Source organism: Roseateles sp., assembly GCF_052436255.1.
Lineage (GTDB): Bacteria > Pseudomonadota > Gammaproteobacteria > Burkholderiales > Burkholderiaceae_C > Pelomonas.
The window spans coordinates 1-18,941 of the sequence record NZ_JBQVNP010000052.1 but is presented as its reverse complement, the minus strand read 5'-3'; the positions used below and the strand labels follow the sequence as shown (position 1 = coordinate 18,941).

General features: G+C 66.6%; 18 protein-coding genes. 13 read left to right on the top strand and 5 right to left on the bottom strand.

Annotated elements, in window-relative coordinates; genetic code table 11:
* Position 1 precedes the first annotated feature (1 nt).
* From ACT6S0_RS13635 to ACT6S0_RS13620, 4 genes are read left to right on the top strand one after another with little or no spacing between them, the layout of a single operon-like run.
* Entirely contained in the window at positions 2-880 is an 879-nt protein-coding gene (locus ACT6S0_RS13635) for a carbohydrate ABC transporter permease (protein ID WP_444764371.1), read from the top strand.
* Positions 877-1,737: a carbohydrate ABC transporter permease gene (locus ACT6S0_RS13630; RefSeq protein WP_444764370.1), complete on the top strand. Its 861-nt coding sequence runs from the start codon at positions 877-879 to the stop codon at positions 1,735-1,737. The genes ACT6S0_RS13635 and ACT6S0_RS13630 overlap by 4 nt, the downstream gene beginning before the upstream one ends.
* Positions 1,734-2,786 (top strand): ABC transporter ATP-binding protein, encoded by a 1,053-nt coding sequence (locus tag ACT6S0_RS13625; protein WP_444764369.1) that lies wholly within the window; start codon positions 1,734-1,736, stop codon positions 2,784-2,786. The genes ACT6S0_RS13630 and ACT6S0_RS13625 overlap by 4 nt, the downstream gene beginning before the upstream one ends.
* Positions 2,787-2,799: 13 nt before the next feature.
* Positions 2,800-4,194 carry a glycoside hydrolase family 30 protein gene (locus tag ACT6S0_RS13620; protein WP_444764368.1) on the top strand — a complete coding sequence of 465 codons (1,395 nt, stop codon included), beginning with the start codon at positions 2,800-2,802 and terminating at the stop codon, positions 4,192-4,194.
* Between the two features lie 9 nt (positions 4,195-4,203).
* Here the strand turns inward: ACT6S0_RS13620 and asd are convergent, their stop codons facing one another.
* Positions 4,204-5,037, bottom strand: a complete 834-nt coding sequence (asd, locus tag ACT6S0_RS13615; protein WP_444764367.1) for an archaetidylserine decarboxylase — start codon at positions 5,035-5,037, stop codon at positions 4,204-4,206.
* Between the two features lie 35 nt (positions 5,038-5,072).
* On the opposite strand from asd, the gene trhO reads away from it, so the two are divergent.
* A complete protein-coding gene (gene trhO / locus ACT6S0_RS13610) occupies positions 5,073-5,867 on the top strand; it encodes an oxygen-dependent tRNA uridine(34) hydroxylase TrhO (RefSeq protein ID WP_444764366.1) in 795 nt (264 codons plus the stop codon).
* A 230-nt stretch (positions 5,868-6,097) separates the two neighbouring features.
* Here trhO and ACT6S0_RS13605 read toward each other — a convergent pair whose 3' ends face one another.
* Positions 6,098-7,048 (bottom strand): hypothetical protein, encoded by a 951-nt coding sequence (locus ACT6S0_RS13605; RefSeq protein ID WP_444764365.1) that lies wholly within the window; start codon positions 7,046-7,048, stop codon positions 6,098-6,100.
* Between the two features lie 20 nt (positions 7,049-7,068).
* The gene (locus ACT6S0_RS13600) at positions 7,069-7,590 is read right to left on the bottom strand and encodes a hypothetical protein (RefSeq protein ID WP_444764364.1); all 522 of its coding nucleotides are present in this window, start codon (positions 7,588-7,590) and stop codon (positions 7,069-7,071) included.
* A gap of 585 nt (positions 7,591-8,175) precedes the next feature.
* Between ACT6S0_RS13600 and ACT6S0_RS13595 the strand changes: the two genes are divergently transcribed.
* The 4 genes from ACT6S0_RS13595 to ACT6S0_RS13580 all read left to right on the top strand — a co-directional run bounded on the left by ACT6S0_RS13595 (position 8,176) and on the right by ACT6S0_RS13580 (position 12,752).
* A complete protein-coding gene (locus ACT6S0_RS13595; protein ID WP_444764363.1) occupies positions 8,176-9,477 on the top strand; it encodes a UDP-N-acetylglucosamine 1-carboxyvinyltransferase in 1,302 nt (433 codons plus the stop codon).
* Positions 9,478-9,490: 13 nt separating this feature from the next.
* Positions 9,491-10,408: a pseudouridine synthase gene (locus ACT6S0_RS13590; RefSeq protein ID WP_444764362.1), complete on the top strand. Its 918-nt coding sequence runs from the start codon at positions 9,491-9,493 to the stop codon at positions 10,406-10,408.
* The gene (locus ACT6S0_RS13585) at positions 10,405-11,511 is read left to right on the top strand and encodes a DUF484 family protein (protein WP_444764361.1); all 1,107 of its coding nucleotides are present in this window, start codon (positions 10,405-10,407) and stop codon (positions 11,509-11,511) included. The genes ACT6S0_RS13590 and ACT6S0_RS13585 overlap by 4 nt, the downstream gene beginning before the upstream one ends.
* Positions 11,512-11,765: 254 nt before the next feature.
* The gene (locus ACT6S0_RS13580) at positions 11,766-12,752 is read left to right on the top strand and encodes a GGDEF domain-containing protein (RefSeq protein ID WP_444764360.1); all 987 of its coding nucleotides are present in this window, start codon (positions 11,766-11,768) and stop codon (positions 12,750-12,752) included.
* 161 nt (positions 12,753-12,913) lie between these two features.
* Here the strand turns inward: ACT6S0_RS13580 and ACT6S0_RS13575 are convergent, their stop codons facing one another.
* Complete coding sequence (locus tag ACT6S0_RS13575) at positions 12,914-13,732, bottom strand: HDOD domain-containing protein (RefSeq protein ID WP_444764359.1); 819 nt, start codon at positions 13,730-13,732, stop codon at positions 12,914-12,916.
* Between the two features lie 40 nt (positions 13,733-13,772).
* Positions 13,773-14,534 carry a sulfite exporter TauE/SafE family protein gene (locus tag ACT6S0_RS13570; RefSeq protein ID WP_444764358.1) on the bottom strand — a complete coding sequence of 254 codons (762 nt, stop codon included), beginning with the start codon at positions 14,532-14,534 and terminating at the stop codon, positions 13,773-13,775.
* A 450-nt stretch (positions 14,535-14,984) separates the two neighbouring features.
* Here ACT6S0_RS13570 and ACT6S0_RS13565 point away from each other — a divergent pair, with 450 nt between their 5' ends.
* The 4 genes from ACT6S0_RS13565 to ACT6S0_RS13550 all read left to right on the top strand — a co-directional run.
* Positions 14,985-16,361: a TIGR03790 family protein gene (locus ACT6S0_RS13565; protein ID WP_444764357.1), complete on the top strand. Its 1,377-nt coding sequence runs from the start codon at positions 14,985-14,987 to the stop codon at positions 16,359-16,361.
* A gap of 88 nt (positions 16,362-16,449) precedes the next feature.
* On the top strand, positions 16,450-17,181 hold the full coding sequence (locus tag ACT6S0_RS13560; protein WP_444764356.1) for a hypothetical protein: 732 nt from the start codon (positions 16,450-16,452) through the stop codon (positions 17,179-17,181).
* Between the two features lie 445 nt (positions 17,182-17,626).
* The gene (gspG, locus tag ACT6S0_RS13555; RefSeq protein WP_444764355.1) at positions 17,627-18,049 is read left to right on the top strand and encodes a type II secretion system major pseudopilin GspG; all 423 of its coding nucleotides are present in this window, start codon (positions 17,627-17,629) and stop codon (positions 18,047-18,049) included.
* A partial coding sequence (locus ACT6S0_RS13550; protein ID WP_444764354.1) for a type II secretion system F family protein occupies positions 18,043-18,941 on the top strand: 899 nt, incomplete at its 3' end. The genes gspG and ACT6S0_RS13550, both read left to right, overlap by 7 nt.

Genomic DNA, 18,941 nt, shown 5'->3' with positions numbered 1-18,941 from the left:
CATGAAGCGCCGTTCCCTCGCGGCCTGGGGTGCGCTGCTGCCTCTGGCGCTCATCGTCTGCGTCGGCTATATCGGCACGGTCTTGTGGACCGTGCGGACCTCGCTGTCCAGCTCGCGCACCTTCCCCAAGGACGACTTCGTCGGCCTGCAGCAGTTCGAGCGCCTGCTCGACAACGACCGCTGGCAGCACGCCATCCACAACCTGGCCGTCTACGGCGTGCTCTTCATCACCGCGGCGATGGTCATCGGCTTCCTGCTCGCCGTCTTCATCGACCAGAAGGTGCGTGGCGAGGGCGTGCTGCGCACCGCCTTCCTGTACCCGTACGCGATGTCCTTTGTCGCCACCGGCCTGGTCTGGCAATGGGTGCTCAACCCCGAGAGCGGCCTGCAGAACGCCATGCATCAGCTGGGCTGGACGAGTTTCGAGTTCGACTGGATCGTCGACCAGGACATGGTCATCTACACCGTCGCCATCGCCGGGACGTGGCAAGGGGCAGGGCTGGTGATGGCGCTGATGCTCGCGGGCCTGCGCGGCATTGACGAGGAGATCTGGAAGGCCACGCGGCTGGACGGCATCCCCACCTGGCGCACCTATCTCTCCGTCGTGCTGCCCATGCTGGGACCGACGCTGGCGACCGTCTTCACGCTGCTGGCCGTCGGCGTCGTGAAGGTCTTCGACACCGTCGTCGCGATGACCCAGGGCGGGCCCGGCCTCGCCAGCGACGTGCCGGCCAAGTTCATCATGGACCACCTGTTCGCTCGCGCCAACCTGGGCCTGGCCTCGGCCGGCGCCGTGGTGCTGCTGCTGACCGTGCTGGCCCTGATCGCGCCGCTGGCCTATGCGCGCAGCCGCCAGAAGGCCAAGGGAGGCCACGCATGAAGCGCAAGGCCACTGCCCAATGGGCGCGCATCGGCGTCTACGCCTTCCTGCTGTTCGCTGCCGCCTTCTTCCTGCTGCCGCTCTACGTCATGCTGACGACCTCGTTCAAGAGCATGGAGGAGATCCGCCTCGGCCAGATCTTCGCGCTGCCGTCCGCCCCCTCGCTGGATGCCTGGTACGCCGCCTGGAGCCAGGCCTGCACGGGGGTGAACTGCGAGGGCATCCGCGGCGGCTTCTGGAACTCGGTCGCCATCACGGTGCCGTCGGTCATCCTGCCCATCCTGCTCGGCGCCATCAACGGCTATGCGCTCAGCTGGTGGAAGCCCAAGGGCGGCGAATGGCTGTTCGCCGTGCTGATGATCGGCGCCTTCATCCCCATCCAGGTGATGATATTCCCGCTCGTCAAGCTGGAGGCCGCCATCGGCATCTACAGCAGCCTGCCCGGCATCGTGCTCGTGCATGTCATCTTCGCCATGCCCATCATGACGCTGCTGTTCCGCAACTACTACGCCAGCCTGCCGACCGAGCTGTTCAAGGCGGCGCGCGTGGACGGCGGCGGCTTCTGGCGCATCTTCATCCAGCTGGTGCTGCCGATGTCCACGCCCATGCTGATCGTCGCGGCCATCATGCAGATCACCGGCGTGTGGAACGACTACATCCTGGGCCTGACCTTCGCGGGCCGCGAGAACCAGCCGATGACGGTGCAGCTCAACAACGTCATCAACACGACGACGGGCGAGCGCCTCTACAACCTCAACATGGCCGCGACGATCCTGACGTCGGCGGTGCCCTTGTTGGTCTATCTGATTTCCGGCCGCTGGTTCGTCCGCGGCATTGCAGCGGGAGCCGTGAAGTGAGTGGTGTCAACATCCAGAGCCTGAGCATCAAGTTCGGGCATAACGAAGTCATCAAGGGCCTGGACCTCCAGGTCGTCGAAGGCGAGTTCCTCGTGCTGCTCGGCCCGTCGGGCTGCGGCAAGTCGACGCTGCTGCACAGCATCGCCGGCCTCATCGACGTCAGCGCCGGCCGCATCCACATCGGCGGCCAGGACATGACCGACGCCGAGCCCGCCGAGCGCGGCATCGGCATGGTCTTCCAGAGCTATGCGCTGTACCCGACGATGACGGTGGAGCGCAACATGAGCTTCGGCCCGCGCGTGGCCGGCGTGCCCAAGGCCGAGATCGAGCGCCGCGTGACGCGTGCGGCCGAGATGCTGCAGCTGAGCACCCTGCTGGACCGCAAGCCCGCCCAGCTCTCGGGCGGCCAGCGCCAGCGCGTCGCCATCGGCCGGGCGCTGGTGCGCGAGGCCGGCGTCTTCCTGTTCGACGAGCCGTTGTCCAACCTCGACGCCAAGCTGCGCGCCGAGCTGCGCCGCGAGCTCAAGCTGCTGCACCAGACGCTGGGCAACACCATGATCTATGTGACCCACGACCAGGTCGAGGCGATGACGCTGGCCTCGCGCATCGTCGTCATGAAGAGCGGCGTCATCCAGCAGATCGGCACGCCCAGCGAGGTCTACGAGCGCCCCGCCAACCTCTTCGTCGCCGGCTTCCTGGGTTCGCCCGCCATCAACATGGTGCCGGCCAAGGTCGCCGCCGACGGGCGCTCGCTGGAGGGCGCGCTGCCACTGCAATTGGCCGACGGCCGCGTGAAGGCCGGCCAGGGCCTGGTGCTTGGCGTGCGGCCGGAGCATGTGCGCCTGCAGTCCGACGGCCGCTGGCGCGCCACGGTGCAGCTCGTCGAGCCCATGGGCAACCACCAGGTCGTCTGGATGAAGCTGGGCGAGCAGGGCTTCTCGGTGCTGGTGCACGACGGCCGCCGCATCGTTGCCGGCGACGAGCTGGCCTTCGACATCGACGAGTCCGCGCTGAGCGTCTTCGACGCGGCCAGCGAACAGCGTCTCTGACCCCCACAACGGCATGAAAAAACTCATCCTCGCCTTGTCGACTGCATTCGCCCTGGGTGCTAACGCTGCACCTGTACGGGCTTTCCTGACCACGGCCGATCAGCAGAACCTGCTGGCGCCCGGCGCGGTCGCCAGGCCGGCGGTCAAGGCCGATGCGGTCATCCGCATCGACCCCAAGCGCCAGTACCAGCACATGGCCGGCTTCGGCGCGGCCATCAGCGAGGCTTCGGCATGGCTGATCCGCAATGGCCTGAAAGACAAGGAGCGCGAGGCGTTGATGCGCGAGCTGTTCACGCGCGAAAACGGCGGCGTCGGCTTCGACCTGACGCGGCTGACCATCGGCGCCTCCGACTTCTCGCGCCGCCACTACAGCTTGAACGACATGCCGCCGGGCCAGACCGACCCGGCGCTGAAGAACTTCTCCCTCGACCCCGAGCGCGCAGACGTCATCCCCGCCACGAAGCAGGCGCTGGCGCTCAACCCGAACCTGCAGGTGATGGCCTCGCCGTGGAGCGCCCCGGGTTGGATGAAGACGACCGACAGCCTCGTGCAGGGCCAGCTCAAGCCCGAGTTCTACGGCGCCTTCGCCCGCTACATGGTGCGCTATGTGGAGGAGATGAAGGCCGAGGGCGTGCCCATCTTCGCGCTGACGCTGCAGAACGAGCCGCACTTCGAACCGGGCGACTATCCCGGCATGCGCATGACGCCGCGCACCCGCGCCGCCGTCGTCGGCCAGCATCTCGGGCCCCTGCTGAAAAGCAAGGGCATGAAGACCCAGATCCTGGAGTGGGACCACAACTGGGACGAGCCTTGGAGCCCGCTGTCCATGCTGTCGGACAAGACGGCGCGCCAATACGTGTCGGGCGTGGCCTGGCATTGCTATGCGGGCGATGTGTCGGCGCAGTCGCAGGTGGCCCAGCACTTCCCGGAGCTGGACGTCTGGTTCACCGAATGCTCGGGCGGCGAATGGAAGCCGCAGTGGGCCGAGACCCTGCCCTGGATGATGCGCAACCTCATCATCGGCAGCACCCGCCACGGCGCGCGCGGCGTGCTGATGTGGAACCTGGCGCTGGACCCGCAGCACGGCCCGCACCTGGGTGGCTGCAAGGACTGCCGCGGTGTCGTCACCATCGATCCCAGGACGGGCAAGGTCACGCGCAACATCGAGTACTACGCTTTCGGCCACGCCAGCCGCTTCGTGCTGCGCGACGCGCGGCGCATCGAGTCGAGCGGCGCCGGCAACAAGCAGACCGGCCTGGACCATGTCGCCTTCACCAACCCCGACGGCAGCACGGCGCTCATCGTCAGCAACTCCGCCACCGCGCCGCGCCGCTTCACGGTGCAGGCACCCGGCCAGCGCTTCAGCTACGAACTGCCCGCGAGCGGCGTGGTCACCTTCACGTGGTGAGGCGGCCGTCTAACGCGCCATCAGCTCGCCCATGCGGATCGCGCCGCCGGGCTGCCAGGCGGGGTTGAACTGCAGCGCGCTCTTCACGAACAGCATGACGACCGAGGAGCCCAGCAGGAATCGGCCCAACTCTTCGCCCTGAGCCAGCGTGACCTGACCGGGCTCGTAGTCCCATTCGCGCACCGGCCCGCGCCGGCTCACGGGGCCGTGCCAGACGGTCGTCATGCTGCCCACGATGGTGGCGCCCACCAGCACCAGCACCCAAGTTCCGAGCGTGTCGTTCTCGAACACGCAGACGACCCGCTCGTTGCGCGCGAACAGCCCCGGCACGCCGCGCGCCGTGGTCGGGTTCACCGAGAACAGCGCGCCCGGCACATGCACCATGCGCACCAGGCGGCCGTCGGCGGGCATGTGGATGCGGTGGTAGTCCTTGGGGCTGAGATAGAGGTTGGCGAACAGGCCGTCCTGGAACTTGGCGGCCAACTGCGCGTCGCCACCTACCAGTGCGGTCGTCGAAAACGCCTGGCCCTTGGCCTGGAAGACCTGATCGCCCTGGATGCGCCCGACCTGGCTGATCGCGCCGTCGACCGGGCAGACCAGCGGGGCCTCGGCCAGCGGCCGGGCGCCGGGCTTGAGCGCGCGCGTGAAGAAGTCGTTGAAGGTTGCGTAGGCCGTGATGTTGGGCTCGGCGGCCTCGTCCATGTTGACGCCATAGCGCGCCACGAAGCGGCGGATCGTCGACGTCGTCATGCCGCCGCGCGGCTTGCTCGCAATGCGCCCGGCCAGGCGGGTCATGGCCCGCTTGGGCATCAGGTATTGGGGAAGGACTTTGAGGCGGGACATAGGCGGGTCAGTGTACGAGTCGACAATTCGCGGGTATGGCTCTCCTGCACAGCTCCTTCTACCGTTTTACCCCGATGGCCGAGCCGACGGCCTTCGCCGAATGGTTGCGCGAACGCGGCGCGGCGCGAGGTCTTGGTGGCGTCGTTCTGGTGGCCGAGGAAGGCCTGAGCGCGGCCATCGCCGGTGATGCGCATGCCGTCCAGGCCTTCGAGGCCGAACTGCAGGCTCAGCCCGGTCTGGCAGGCCTGCACTTCAAGCACAACGCCTGCGAGCGCCGCCCTTTCAGTCGCTTCAAGGTGTCCGTCAAGCGCGAGATCGTCGCCTTCGGTGTGCCGGGCGTCAGCGGGCAGGACACCGGCACCCACGTCAGCCCGCAGCGCTGGCGCGAACTGCTGGCCGACCCCGACACTGTCGTGCTCGACAACCGCAACACGTTTGAGTTCAAGCTCGGCCGCTTCCGCGGCGCCATCGACCCCGGCGTCGCCCACTTCCGCGACTTCCCGGCCTATGTCGAAGCGCACCGCGACGACTGGCAGGGCAAGACCGTGGCGATGTATTGCACCGGCGGCATCCGCTGCGAGAAGACGGCGGCGTGGATGCGGGCGCAAGGCCTGCAGGTGGCTCAGCTCGACGGCGGCATCCTGAACTTTCTCGAAGCCTTCCCCGAGGACGCGGCGCGCGACTGGCAGGGCGAGTGCTATGTGTTCGACAAGCGCATCGCCATTGACGCCACCGGGCGCGAAACCGGCACGACGGCGGAGCAGGTCTTCACCGACCCGGGCGATGCCTGGCGCCTGGCGCGCGCGAAGCGGCTGGACGGCGGTAGCTGAATCCTTCTGGCCGGGGGGGCGCCTTCAGACGCCGTGAGACCGCACCTTCGCCCGCGGCCATACATTCGGCAAGGGTGCGAGTTCCAGCGAAGTCAATGGATTCAGGGTCGCTCACTGACCGCAAAGCCAATGTCGCAGTTCGGTTTTGAACCGAGCATTGCTTGTCACTTTCCTGCGCGCTTCAAACGCTTTCGAGGCAGTGTGCACGGGGCGCTCATCGTGCCGAAATGTCAGCGCGGCTCGTTCGCAACGAGATTTCGATGCGCCTCGACGATCGCATCAACCCGCCTCGACGCGTCAGCGTTCAACGAGTCATTTTTGAAGAAATCAATATCACCGAAGGACAGAACCCTATCTTTATCTAGCACACGCATCACTGCTTCTACTGACGGGGATATTCCGTCGGGTGAAATCTTCGAAACCCGCTTGTACGCTGCCTTGTAAACCTTTCTGTCGTCGGCGCTCCCGCTGTACTCCTCGTTCCCGGCGGACAGGATGGCAAGCGCTCCCGCGTGGCCGCGTTCGGCATCAGCGCGCAATTGCGGTGTGACCACTTGTTTGCTTTCGGCCGGAATCCGCCCTTTCATTTCGCCGACGTACAGGGCGGCGGCGCCGAATTCGCCCATCGCCGTCGCTTTCAACAGAAGCTCGCCGCGGCGCTGCAACAGTTCAGAAGTTACAGTCTGGCAGCGGCGCTGTTCTAGCTGAACGTATTCCACCGTCGCTACATAGCCTTTATTTTTGTTGGTCATGCGGGGATCTTGGGCCAACCCGTACACGGACTCTACGTGTTTATCGATATCCCGGCATCGCCCAATAATATTGGCTGCTTCAACCGCAGCTTTTCCACCAGTTTGGAGGGCTGCTTGAATGAATGGCGCATAACCCTCGGAACCCACTTCCAGCAGGCCTTGCGCAGGCGCGACTTTGGCAACGACGTCCGGCGCAGATGCTTGCGGTTCAGCGACGGAAGTCTTCGCAGCGGTCACCGGGCTATCTGTGGGCACTTCTTGTCTGTTGTGGCCCGACCGCTGCGTTGAGTCGGTGTGCTCATGATCACTGTTGTAGAGACAGAGACCGCCGAATAGCGCAATGCTGGCGGACCACCAGCCGACACGTTTTGTGAACATTGCTGAAAATGAACTTACATAAATAGGGCTGCCCATTTCCAGGCCGCCCATTCTGAATCAACAAGCGAAGATCATTGACCGTTCATGCAGTCAGCGTGCTTGGCAAAGCACTGGTTCTCCGCATCACGTCTCCTGTTCTCAATGCCAGCAACACAGGCTACCGCGATGCCTGTGATGACTACACCGCCCCAGACCCCCCCCCGCTTCATTCCCGCCTCGGCTGCTACCGCGGAGCAAATGCCGTAAGCAAATGAACTGATGTTGCTGGCTTTTGCCAAACAAGCGTTTGTCTGCGGATTGCACTTTGCCCGCCGCTCTTCCTCAGTCATGGTCGGCAATGCCGACACAAAGGGGGAGGGCAGTGGCGGCGTATAACCCAGCTGTTGGAGCGTATCCGCCCAGAAAAATGGCTGTTGCGCACGAGTGCCTTCGATCGTAACTGTCGGAAGAACCGCCGAAGCATATGGGCCCACACCGCTATCACGATCACATAGACTGTCCGGCTTGGCAGGCGCGCTTTTCGACGCCGAAGGCTCTTTTGGCTGGGCGACGTCCGTACGTCCGTCAAGATAATGGACCGAGCCATCGATCATCTTGAATCCAATAATCAAGTTGGTCGCTGGATCTCGCAATATTACAGAACGATGCTCCCCAACCGAGACAGCTTGAGCGGCGCCGAGCGCCCCCGTTTCGAGATTTACATGTACGGTCGGCGCTGCCTGCTCTACGTAAGAGTATATATCATCGCAATTGGCGGATGCATGCGCGGAAATGCCGAGAAGTTATATTGCCAAGAAGGCAGAAAGAGTTGTGGGCATACTTAAATGAGGGTGAAGGTATGGAGCTAAAAACTTGAATCTGACCCGCGTGTGGCCTCGTTGTAGTTGCAGACCGATTTAATGCTTCGACGGCGGAACTGTCGGTCTCAACAATTGTTGTAGCTTCTCCGTGGCCGCGAACCTGGAAAGCCATCTAGGTGTCAAGACGCGCATGTTTGTATACCGCTCGTTTGAACGCCTTTCAGCACTGCGCGCACACGCACTGCAATACACGCCCGACCTTTGGGCCGGTTGAGTCCTCACCATGCCTGCGCCCCTCTCCGCTCAAGGACCATGGTCCGCCTGCGCAGTCTGGCCTTGCAGCGAAGACAATGTCGGCTTCGCTTCGAGCCCGCACCCATGTCCCATCTGATCGTCCACGGCGGCACGCCCTTGTCCGGCCGCGTCGTCCCCTCGGCCAACAAGAACGCCGTCCTGCCCATCCTGTGCGCGACGCTGCTGACGAAGCAGCCGGTGCGCCTGCGCGGCGTGCCCGAGATCACCGATGTGAAGAAGATCGTCGAGGTCTTCAGGAAGCTCGGCTCACAGGTGGAGCTGGACTTCAAGACCGGCATCCTCGACGTGCATCACGAACACACCCGCTTCGACCCCAACGTCGACCGGCTGCCCGAGGAAATGCGCTCCTCCATCATGCTGGTGCCCGGCCTGATGGCTCGCTTCGGCGCGGCGCGCATCGAGGACGACGTCAAGGGCTGCACGCTGGGCGCGCGCGAGATCGACCCGCATGTGGAGGTGTTCGAGCGCTTCGGCGCCCATGTCGAGCGCCTGCCCGACGGCCTCATCCTGCGCGTGCATCGGCCCCTCACGGCCAATGCGCACTGGACCGACTACGCCTCGGTCACGACGACCGAGAACTTCGTCCTCTGCGCGGCACTGGCCGACGGCACGTCCACGCTGACCAATGCTGCCAGCGAGCCGCATGTGCAGGAGTTCTGCAACTTCATGTCGCTGCTGGGCGCCAAGATCGAAGGTCATGGCACGTCCAAGCTGAAGATCACCGGCGTGCAGGAGCTGGGCGGTGCCGACTACACCTTCACCGAGGATTTCCACGAGATCGTCACCTTCCTGGCCCTGGGCGCCATCACCGGCGGCGACGTGCGCGTGAAGAACAGCGCGCCGGAGATGTTCCCGCTGCTGGACCGCACCTTCGCCAAGTTCGGCGTGCAGATCGTGCACGAGGACGGCTGGAGCCGCTGCGTCACGACCGGCCCGCTCAAGGTCAAGGAGCCCTTCACGCGCAACATCCTGCAGAAGGTGGAAGCGGCGCCCTGGCCGTATGTGCCGGTCGACCTGCTGCCCATCTTCGTCGCGCTCGGCGTCAAGGCCGAGGGCAGCGTGATGTTCTGGAACAAGATCTACGACGGCGCGATGGGCTGGACCAGCGAGCTGGCCAAGTTCGGCGCCCATGCCTTCCTGAGCGACCCGCACCGCATGATCACCTTCGGCGGCAAGCCGCTGAGCCCGGCCGAGGTGGACAGCCCCTACATCATCCGGGTGGCCATCGCGCTGCTGATGGTGGCGGCCAGCATCCCGGGCAAGAGCGTGATCAAGAACGCGACGCCGATCCGCCGCGCCCACCCCAACGTCGTCGAGCACATCGGCGAACAGGGCGCTCGCATGGAGTGGGTCGAGGGCGACTGAGTCGTTCACGCGCGTGGCACGCCCGCTCAAGCCTGCGTTGCCGCTGCGCGAGGGGGTCGGCGCCAGCGCGGTGTTCTGCCCGCCGGGACCCTGGCGCCACCTGGCCGATTTCCTGGCCGAGCGCCTGCCACGGGTGGCCGACTGGCCTGCGCGCATCGCCCGCGGCGACGTGGTCGACGAGGCCGGCCAACCGCTCGGCGATGCGCCCTACCGCCCCAACTGCAGGGCGTTCTACTGGCGCGAGCTGGATGTCGAACCCGAGATCCCGTTCGCGGAGCGCATCGTCTTCCAGGACAGGCATCTGCTGGTGGCCGACAAGCCGCATTTCCTGCCCGTCACGCCCGGCGGCGCCTATGTGCAGCAGACGCTGCTGACGCGGCTGCGCCGCGCGACCGGTCTGCCGCACCTCAGCCCCATTCACCGGCTGGACCGCGAAACGGCCGGTCTGGTCGTCTTCAGCGTCCGGCCCGACGAGCGCGCGGCCTACCAGAACCTGTTTCGCGATCGCGTCGTCGAGAAGGTCTACGAGGCCGTCGCGCCTGCCGCTGACGGACCCTGGCCGCGCGTGCTGCGCCACCGACTGGTCGAGCGCCCTGGCGACGCCTTCATGCAGATGCAGGTCGTTGACGGCGAACCCAACGCCGAAACCTGGGTCGACCGGGTCGAGTTGCTGGGGGGCGCGCACCAGGGCCTGGCGCGCTACGAGCTGCGCCCCCGCACGGGCGTCAAGCACCAGCTGCGCGCACAGATGAACGCGCTGGGCCTGCCCATCGTCGGCGACCGCATCTACCCGGTGCTGCAGCCGCACGAGAACCCGCCCCGCCTTGATGCCCCGCTGCAGCTGGTGGCGCGGGCGATCGCGTTCCTGGACCCCGTCACAGGCCGGCCACGCCACTTCGAGCGCGGCGCCCCCACAATCGCGCCGTCATGAACGCGCCCGATCCTCAAGCCCAGGTCCAGGAACTGCGCCGCCGGTTGCAGTCGCTGCTCGACGCCGCCACGGCCAATGAACGCAAGCTGGACCGCTTCGACGCGCTGGAGCGCCGGCTGATGGCGGTGACGTCGATGGAAGAGCTGGTGAACCTGCTGCTGGTCGACTGCCGCGACGACTTCGGCCTGGATGCCGCCGAGCTCTGGCTGCTTGACCCCGAGGAAGAATTGCGCCGCGCGCTGCCGGCCCTGCCCATGGTCAAGGCACCCAAGCTGCTGGACGGCCACGGCCCGCTGAAGGACCTGTTCGGCACCGCGCGCACGACGCGTCTGATCGGTCCGGGGGCTGATGAAGCGCTGCTGGCCCGGGCCTTCAGCGCGGAACCTGCGGTGCGCTCGGCCGCGCTGCTGCCGCTGATCCGCCAGGGCCTGCTGATCGGCAGCCTGCACCTGGGCTCACGCGACCCCGAGCGCTACGACGCCACGTCGGGCACGAAGTTCCTGGACCGCCTCTCGGCCATCGCGGCCATCGCCATCGAGAGCATGCTCAACCGCGAGCGCCTGCGCCGCGCCGGCATGACCGACGGCCTGACCGGCGTGCACAACCGCCGCTACTTCGACCATCGCAGCCTCATCGAATTCAGCCAGGCCGTGCGCCACCGCTACCCGCTGGCCTGCCTGTTCCTGGATATCGACCACTTCAAGGCCATCAACGATCGCCACGGCCACCCCGTCGGCGACGAGGTGCTGCGTCAGGTGGGCGGGCTGATCCTGCGCTCGCTGCGCACCGGCGACCTGGCGGCGCGCTACGGCGGCGAGGAGTTCGTCGTGCTGCTGCCGCGCACCGACATGGCCGGTGCCTGCGAAGTGGCCGAGCGCATCCGGCTGATGGTGCAGGACGCGCCCTTCGTGACGCCCGACGGCGGCACCGTCGGCGCAACCCTGTCCGTCGGCCTGGCCATGCTGCCGACCAGCGCGACGAGTTTTGCCGACCTGCTGTCGGCGGCCGACCGCGCCGTCTACAACGCCAAGCGCGCTGGCCGCAACCGCACGGTGGCAGCCGACGGCGGCGAACCCGGCGCCACCCCGCAGACCGCCTCCTGATCCCGCCGCGGGGCGGGCGTCAGCCAATGACAGTGGTCGGCGCTGCGCTGGGGCCCTCTGGCTGTAGACCCGCGATCGGCCATGCCAAGTCGATGGAGCTGCTGGCCTCGGGCCAGGAACTTCGGGCAGCACCCGCCAGACCGGGGGCCGTACTGGCGCGGCGTGCACGCCGGCAGGCAGCGTTCCCTGCAGACAAACCCCGAGCGAACGCTTGGAAGGCGCCCGTGACAATTTGTGCTGCTGCCCGCGCCATCATGAGCACCGATTCCCTTGCCGAACCCCTGGACCGTGTCAGCCCGCGCCGGCTGGGGTCGCTGCGGCTGCGGCTGAGCCTGGCGGTGCCGTTGCTGACGGCCGCCATCGTCGCGGTTTTCGAATGGAGCGCCGGCGGCTATCAGTCGCTGGCCGAGGGCCTGGCGCGCAGCGCCTGGCTGGTGCTGCTGCTCAGCGCCGCCCAGCTTGTCCTCATCGAATCGCTGCTGCTCAGGCCGCTGCGCCAGCTTGCGGCCGGCTGCGAAGCGATGGAATCAGCGCCGGTGCCGTTGACGCCGCACGCGGTGGGGCCAAGGCCCGGCCTTGCGGCCGAGCTGGAACGCATCGGCCATGCCATGCAACGCGCCCGCGGCTCGCTGTGGCAGCAGGACCAGGAGGCGCGCGAACTGCGGCGCGAGCTGGCCCAGCAGCGTCATCTGCTGGAGGAGGCGAATTCCGCACTCCAGGCCAACCAGCGTGAACTGGCCAGCCTGGCGCGCACCGATGCGCTGACCGGCATCGCCAACCAGAGCGCCTTCGACGAGGCGCTGCGCCGGGAGTTCAAGCGTGCCCAGCGCCAACGCGGCCTGCTCGCGGTGGCGGTGCTGGACCTGGACCAGTTCAAGCAGTTCAACCTCGACCACGGCACGGCCGTCGGCGACCTGGTGCTGCAGCGCGTGGCGGCACTGCTGAGCGAGCGCTTCAAGCGCGACACCGATGTCGTCGCCCGCCTGGGTGGCGAGGAGTTCGTCGCGCTGCTGCCCGGCTTCGGCATGGCGGAGGCGCAAGGCGTGCTGGAGTCGTTGCGCGACGAGCTGCGCGCCTTGCGCCTGCCCGATGGACAAGGCAGCCTGACGTTGAGCGTCGGTCTGGCGGCGGCCAGCCCGGCCCATCCGTATCTGAGCGCTCAGGCCTTGCTGCAGGCGGCCGACGAGGCGCTCTACATCGCCAAGCACGCCGGCCGCGACCGGCTCAGCCTGGCGGCTTGAGACAAAACCCCTCGCCCGGTCTTGCAGGCGGCGCCGCGTTGGGCATGTCACGCCCACTGGGCGCCATGTGTCCGGCCTCAGCCCCCAGAGGGACAGCGATGCGCGCGGCATTGAGCCGCAAGCACCTCGCTGCGCGGGCCGGCTTGGGCGGCCCGGACGCTCTAGCGCCCGTGTTCCTGGGCGGCCAGCAACTGCTCGTTGACGCGCCGCGCGGCGCGCAGCACCAGCGTCTCGTCGAGTTGGGCCTGCGGCGCGATCTGGCTGGCGATTTCGTCGAGTTGTTCGGGGAGCGTCAGCAGCGCCCATGCCACCGTCGAGATCGCGCTAACGCTGCGGCGTGCCAGGCTTTCGGGCATCGTCAGCGTCGTCTGGATCTCGACGTGATGGCGCACGCTGGCCACGGCAGCCGGGGCCAGGCCCCAGCTCTCGCACAGCGCCGCGCCGAGGGCGTCGTGGCTGACACCGAAGGCGGTGCGCTCCAGCTCGACGAGCTCGATATCACGCGTGGCCGCGCGCAGCATGGCCGGGTAGTGCGTCGGCGCATGGCGGTAGAGCACGGCCTTGCCGCATTCCTCGAACAGGCCCGCCGAGTGGGCGGCCCAGGGGTCCACGCCGAGCATCTGGCCCATGCGGCCCATCAGCAGCCCGCGCTGCGAGGCGCGTGACCACACCGATTCCAGCTCGGCCGCAGCAGGGAAGGCGGCGCGCAGGCCCATCTCGAAGGTGATGGCGGCGACCTCACGCATGCCCAGATAGGTCAGCGCCTGGTGCACGGTCTGCACGCGGCCACGCAGACCATAGAGCGAGGAGTTGACCGCCTTCATGACGGCGGCCGCCAGGGCCATGTCGGTCTCGACCAGCGAGGACATGGCCTGCAGGTCGATGTCCTCGGCCGCCATCAGCAGCGAGAGCTTGACCAGGACCTCGGGCTGGGTCGGGATCTCTATGTCCAGATTGCGCAGTTGAGGATCGACGGGCATGGTGAATGAGGGAGGCGCTGGGGGGATGCTGGATGGTAGATCAGCGGAAGAAGGCGTCCCAGGCTGTTTTCAGGATGAGCGCGCTGACGACGATGACAAAGGCGCCGCGCACGAAGCCGGCGCCGTGCTTGAGCGCGAGCCGCGTGCCCAACAAGCTGCCGATCACATTGGTCACCGCCATGACCGCCGCGATGTGCCACCAGATGTGGCCCTTGCTGACGAACAGCGTGATCGCGAACGCGTTCGTCAGCAGGTTCATCAGCTTGGCCGTGGCGGATGCATGCAGGAAGTCATAACCCAGCAGCCGCACGAACAGGAAGACGAAGAAGCTGCCCGTGCCGGGGCCGAAGAAGCCGTCGTAAAAACCGATGGTCAGCGCGATGCCACCGGCGACCCAGGCCTCGGCGCGCCCCGTGAAGCGCGGCTTGTGCTCTCGGCCCAGGTCCTTCTTCGCCAGTGTGTAGACGAGCACGGCCAGCAGCACCAGCGGCAGCGCCTTGCGCAGGCCGTCGGCGCTGACCATGGTCAGCGCCCAGGCGCCGGCAAAACTGCCGAGGCCGGCCATCGCCGCCGCCGGCATCAGCCGCTTCCATGGCAGGTCGACCCGCTTCACATACTGCAGCGTCGCCCAGCCCGTGCCCCAGATCGCCGCGCCCTTGTTCGTGCCCATCAGCGTGGCCGGCGAGGCGGTCGGGAAGGTGCTGAACAGGGCCGGCACGAGCACCAGCCCGCCCCCACCCGCCACCGCGTCGATGAAGCCGGCGAGCAGGGAGGCGAGGGCAACAGTAACGAGGTCGAGCATGTCCACTGGGTTTGATCATCAGCGCCGCGCGGCCGTCGTGCCTTTATCGGGCCGAGCGCCGGGCCGCCCCAAGCCGGCCCGTCTGGCGATGTGCGGGTGGCTTGATGTTCGCGAGCATCGCCGTTCCCACGGGGGACCGGCCAGGGTAATCCGTGGACGAGGGGCTCCAGTCCACCAAAGAAAACGGCCACCAAGGGGTGCCTTGGTGGCCGGTGTGATTGTCTTCGGGATTACGAAGCAACCCTTGTGCGCTTGCCGCTTGTCTTGTCTCCTCACGACCCGCCCGGCGGTCCTGGACCGGAGCCCGGAACCGCGTCGAGTGGCGAGAATGTATTGCCCCGCCGCGGTGCACGGCACTGGGGTAATTCCGGGTTCGCCGGGTGCGAAAGGTGCGTTTTGCCCCAAATTCGTGCAGCCCGAAGGGCGTGCCGGCGCGGTCAGAATCACCCCATGCGCCGTCTCAATCCATCGCTGCCGCTCCTGTTGCTGCCCTTCCTGACGGCCTGTGGCGGAGGTGGCGGTGGCGCCAGCGGCGGTGACGACGGCGGGGGTGCCGGCATAGGGAAGACGCTCACATTGAGCCTGCCGGCAACCGGCCTCGTGCCGGCCGACCTCGCCGTTATCGTTGCGGAGGGCGATGCGCTCAGCGAAGCGGCTGGTGCCGCCTACCTCGCCACGCGCGGAGTGCCGGCCGGCAACCTGGTCCGCGTGCGGGTCAATACCGCCAGCGACACCATCTCGGCAGCCGACTTTGCGTTGCTCAAATCCGACATTGACGCCAAATTGCCGCCCGGTACCCAGGCCACGCTGCTGACCTGGACCGCGCCCAGCCGCGTCGTCGGCGCTTGCCGCATGGGCATCACCAGCGCGATGGCCTTTGGCTTTGACGAACGCTATTGCAATGTCAACCCGGCCACCAATGCCTGCGCGACCACGCTCGCGTCGCCGCTGTACGACAGCGAGGCGCGCCGCCCGCAGGCCGACGTGCAGCTGCGGCCCTCCATGCTGCTGGGCGCCGGCACGCTGGCGGCGGCCCAGGCGCTGATCAATCGCGGCGTGGCGGCCGACGCCAGCCGGCCGGCCGGCGAGGGCTGGCTGGTGCGCACGACTGACGCCAACCGCGCCGTGCGCTGGGAAGACTTCAGCGGCCTGCCCGCGGCCTGGGGCAGCGCGCTGGCGCTGAACTACGTGGACAACAGCGCCGGCCCGGCCAACGCTGACGCGCTGTCCGGCAAGAGCGGCGTGCTCTTTTACCTGACCGGCCTCGTCAACGTCGGCAACCTGGCGACGCTGCAGTTCCGCCCCGGCGCCCTGGCCGACACGCTGACTTCCACCGGCGGCGTGCTGCCCTCGGGGGGCGGCCAGATGCCCATCACCGCCTGGCTGGAGGCCGGCGCCACCGCCAGCTACGGCACGGTCGAGGAGCCCTGCAACCTGCCGCAGAAGTTCTCGCGCGCCTCGGTGCTGATCGACCACTACTGGCGCGGCGCGACGGCCATCGAGGCCTACTGGAAGGCCGTGCAGTGGCCGGGGCAGGGCCTGTTCGTCGGCGAGCCGCTGGCCCAGCCCTTCCGCGACACGCCGAGCTTTGCCATCGTGGCGGGTGAATACCGGATCAAGACGCGCAGCCTTCGCCCGGGCAGCCGCTACAGCCTGCAATACCTGCAGGGGTCGGCGTGGACAACGCTGGCGAGCTTTACAGGCGTGCGTGGTCAGCCGCTGGACGGCCGCGCGCCGCTGCCACCCGCTGCGGCGACACGCATCCGCTGGCAGGGCCCCTGCACCGACAACGCGACCAACAACTGCACGCTGGCTCAGTCGATCTGACAAACAATGCATCGATCGGGTTGGCCCAAATAACCTGCCCGACTATCGCCGGACCCGTTGAATTTGTTGAGTTATCAGGGAGTTAACTATGAAGATTCGAGCAACCGCTTATTGCCTTCTTACAGCAGCGATGACGGGCTGCACGCCGTTGATCGAAACGAACGGTCAAGTCTTTATTGATTCTTCCGGTTCTGCGAGGAAGCTTGCCCAGGTAGAGATATACGTCGTTCCGGAAGACACACTCGTCAAAAACTTGAAAGCGGCAATGCCGGCCATGGCGTCGGAATTCACTCGACTGAAAGCCGATCACGACTCCAGCAAGCAGTCCTTGGCTCAAGCCATGGGCCACGCTCAACAGGCGCAGATGCTTGCCACGGCTTCCCGCATATCAACTAGTCAAATGCCGAATGCAGGTTTAGCATCGTCCGCCGTTGAGACGGTACAGGCTGCGACGAAGAGTCTCAAGGCTGCAAACGAACGAGCTAGGGAGGCGAAAGATGCGGTCGTTGGACTAGCTACAGGACGGAATGCTGCCTTCTATGTTCCGCAGGCAACTCAAGGAAATTCAATAGTCACGACAAGTGACGCTGACGGGAAGTTCAAACTCTCGCTTGTGTCTGGAAAGCGAGTTGCGATTGTCGCAAGAAAGGACGATCTCTCCTGGTTCGTCTACGTCACACCGAATAAGGGCGAGCAAATCTTATTGACTGAAAAGAACCTGAACGGCACTGGCTGCGACGCATGCGTCTTTACGCGTGATCAGCTCACCGGCCCGTTGGCTTTCATCCCAGCCACGTTCAAGGAGGCAGTAGTAAAGTAGCCCAAACCTACTTTTCGCTAACGAAGTCCAAGCTTCCTACGGTTCCTACAGCAACTTCGAGATTGCCAATCGGTGCGCTACAAGGTAGATGTCGCCTGATTCACGCAGCGTTGAGCTGAGTATGTTGAGCAGCGGCGGCCTTGCTGACCAACTCGTCGCGCTCGGATTGAGCGCAAATGCGGCAAATTCGAAATTCGGGGGCAGGTCTCGAATCTATACCCCTCATGCGCTCAACGAGCGTCTGCCGTAGTTGGACGCCCTGCCCCACTCCGCAGCAAAGGTCGCCAAGCGCCCGGGGGAAAGCCGCGGCCATCCGGCGCCTGAGCCCAACCCACTGCTTTCAGCGCACCTCGCCCGCCCCCTGAGAATGCGGGTCGGTCAAATCCCGATTGCTCCGCGACGCCCGCCGTTGAACAGTCGCCCTCCCGCTGTACCCTGATCGACCATGTCCCGCCCCTTCACTGCACGCCCGCGCGGCTTCACCCTGCTTGAACTGTTGGTCGTCATGGTCATCATCGGCCTGCTGGCCGGTTACGTCGGCCCCAAGTTCTTCGGCCAGATCGGCAAGAGCGAGGTCAAGGCGACCCGCGCCCAGATCGATGCGCTGACCAAGTCGCTGGACCAGTACCGGCTGGACGTCGGCCGCTACCCCAGCACCGAGCAGGGCCTGGCGGTGCTGGTCGCCAAGCCGGCCGACGAGCCCAAGTGGGCCGGCCCCTATCTGTCCAAGGCCGTGCCCAAGGACCCCTGGGGCAACGAATACCAGTACCGCAGCCCGGGCGAGCATGGCGAATACGATCTGCTGAGCCTGGGCAAGGACGGCCGCCCCGGCGGTGAGGGTGAGGACGCCGACCTCACCTCTTGGTAGACCTTTTCGTGCCGCAGTTCCAGACCCGTGTGCTGCGCGCGGGTGCCGTCAGCACCGAGCGCGTGGAGGCGCCCGACCGTGCCGCCGTCGCTGGCGTGCTCGGCGTGCCAGCCCAGCATGTGCTGGCAGTCCAAGAACTTGCGGTGGCCGAGAACAAGAAACCCTGGCGCCGTACAGCCAAGTTCCCACTGCAACTCTTCAGCCAGGAACTGGCCGTGCTGATGGACGCCGGCATCGCGCTGCTCGAAGCGCTGAATACGTTGCGCGAGAAGGAAGGCCAGCCCGGCGTGCGCGCCGCGCTGGACGCCGTCACCCGCCAGATCGAGCAGGGCCAGCCGTTGTCCGTCGCGCTGCGCCAGCAGCCGCAGGCCTTCGACGAGCTGATCTGCGCCATCGTGGCGGCCAACGAGCGCACCGGTCAGCTGTCCACGGCTCTGGCCCAGCATGCGCGCTACCTGGCGTGGGTCGATGCGCTGCGCTCGCGCCTCGTGGCCGCCCTGGTCTACCCGCTGATGCTGCTGGGCGTGGGCGGCGCGGTGATCCTGTTCCTGCTGCTCTATGTGCTGCCGCGCTTTGCCGGCATCCTGGAGGCGACCAGTGCCGACCTGCCCTGGGCCTCGCGCGTGCTGATCGAGTTCGGCCAGACGGCCGGGGCGCATCCGGGTCCGGTCATCGGCGGTATCGCGTCCGTCGCCTTTGCGATCTTCACGTTGCTGCGCCAGCCGGCCGTGCGCCAGCGCGCGCAGGCGGCGCTGTGGACCCTGCCCGGCCTGGGCCCGCGGCTGCGGGTGCTGGCACTGGCACGGCTGTACCGGTCCGTCGCCATGCTGCTGGCCTCGGGTGTGCCGGCGCTGGCGGCGCTGCGCATCGTCGTCGACGTGGTCGCTGCGCC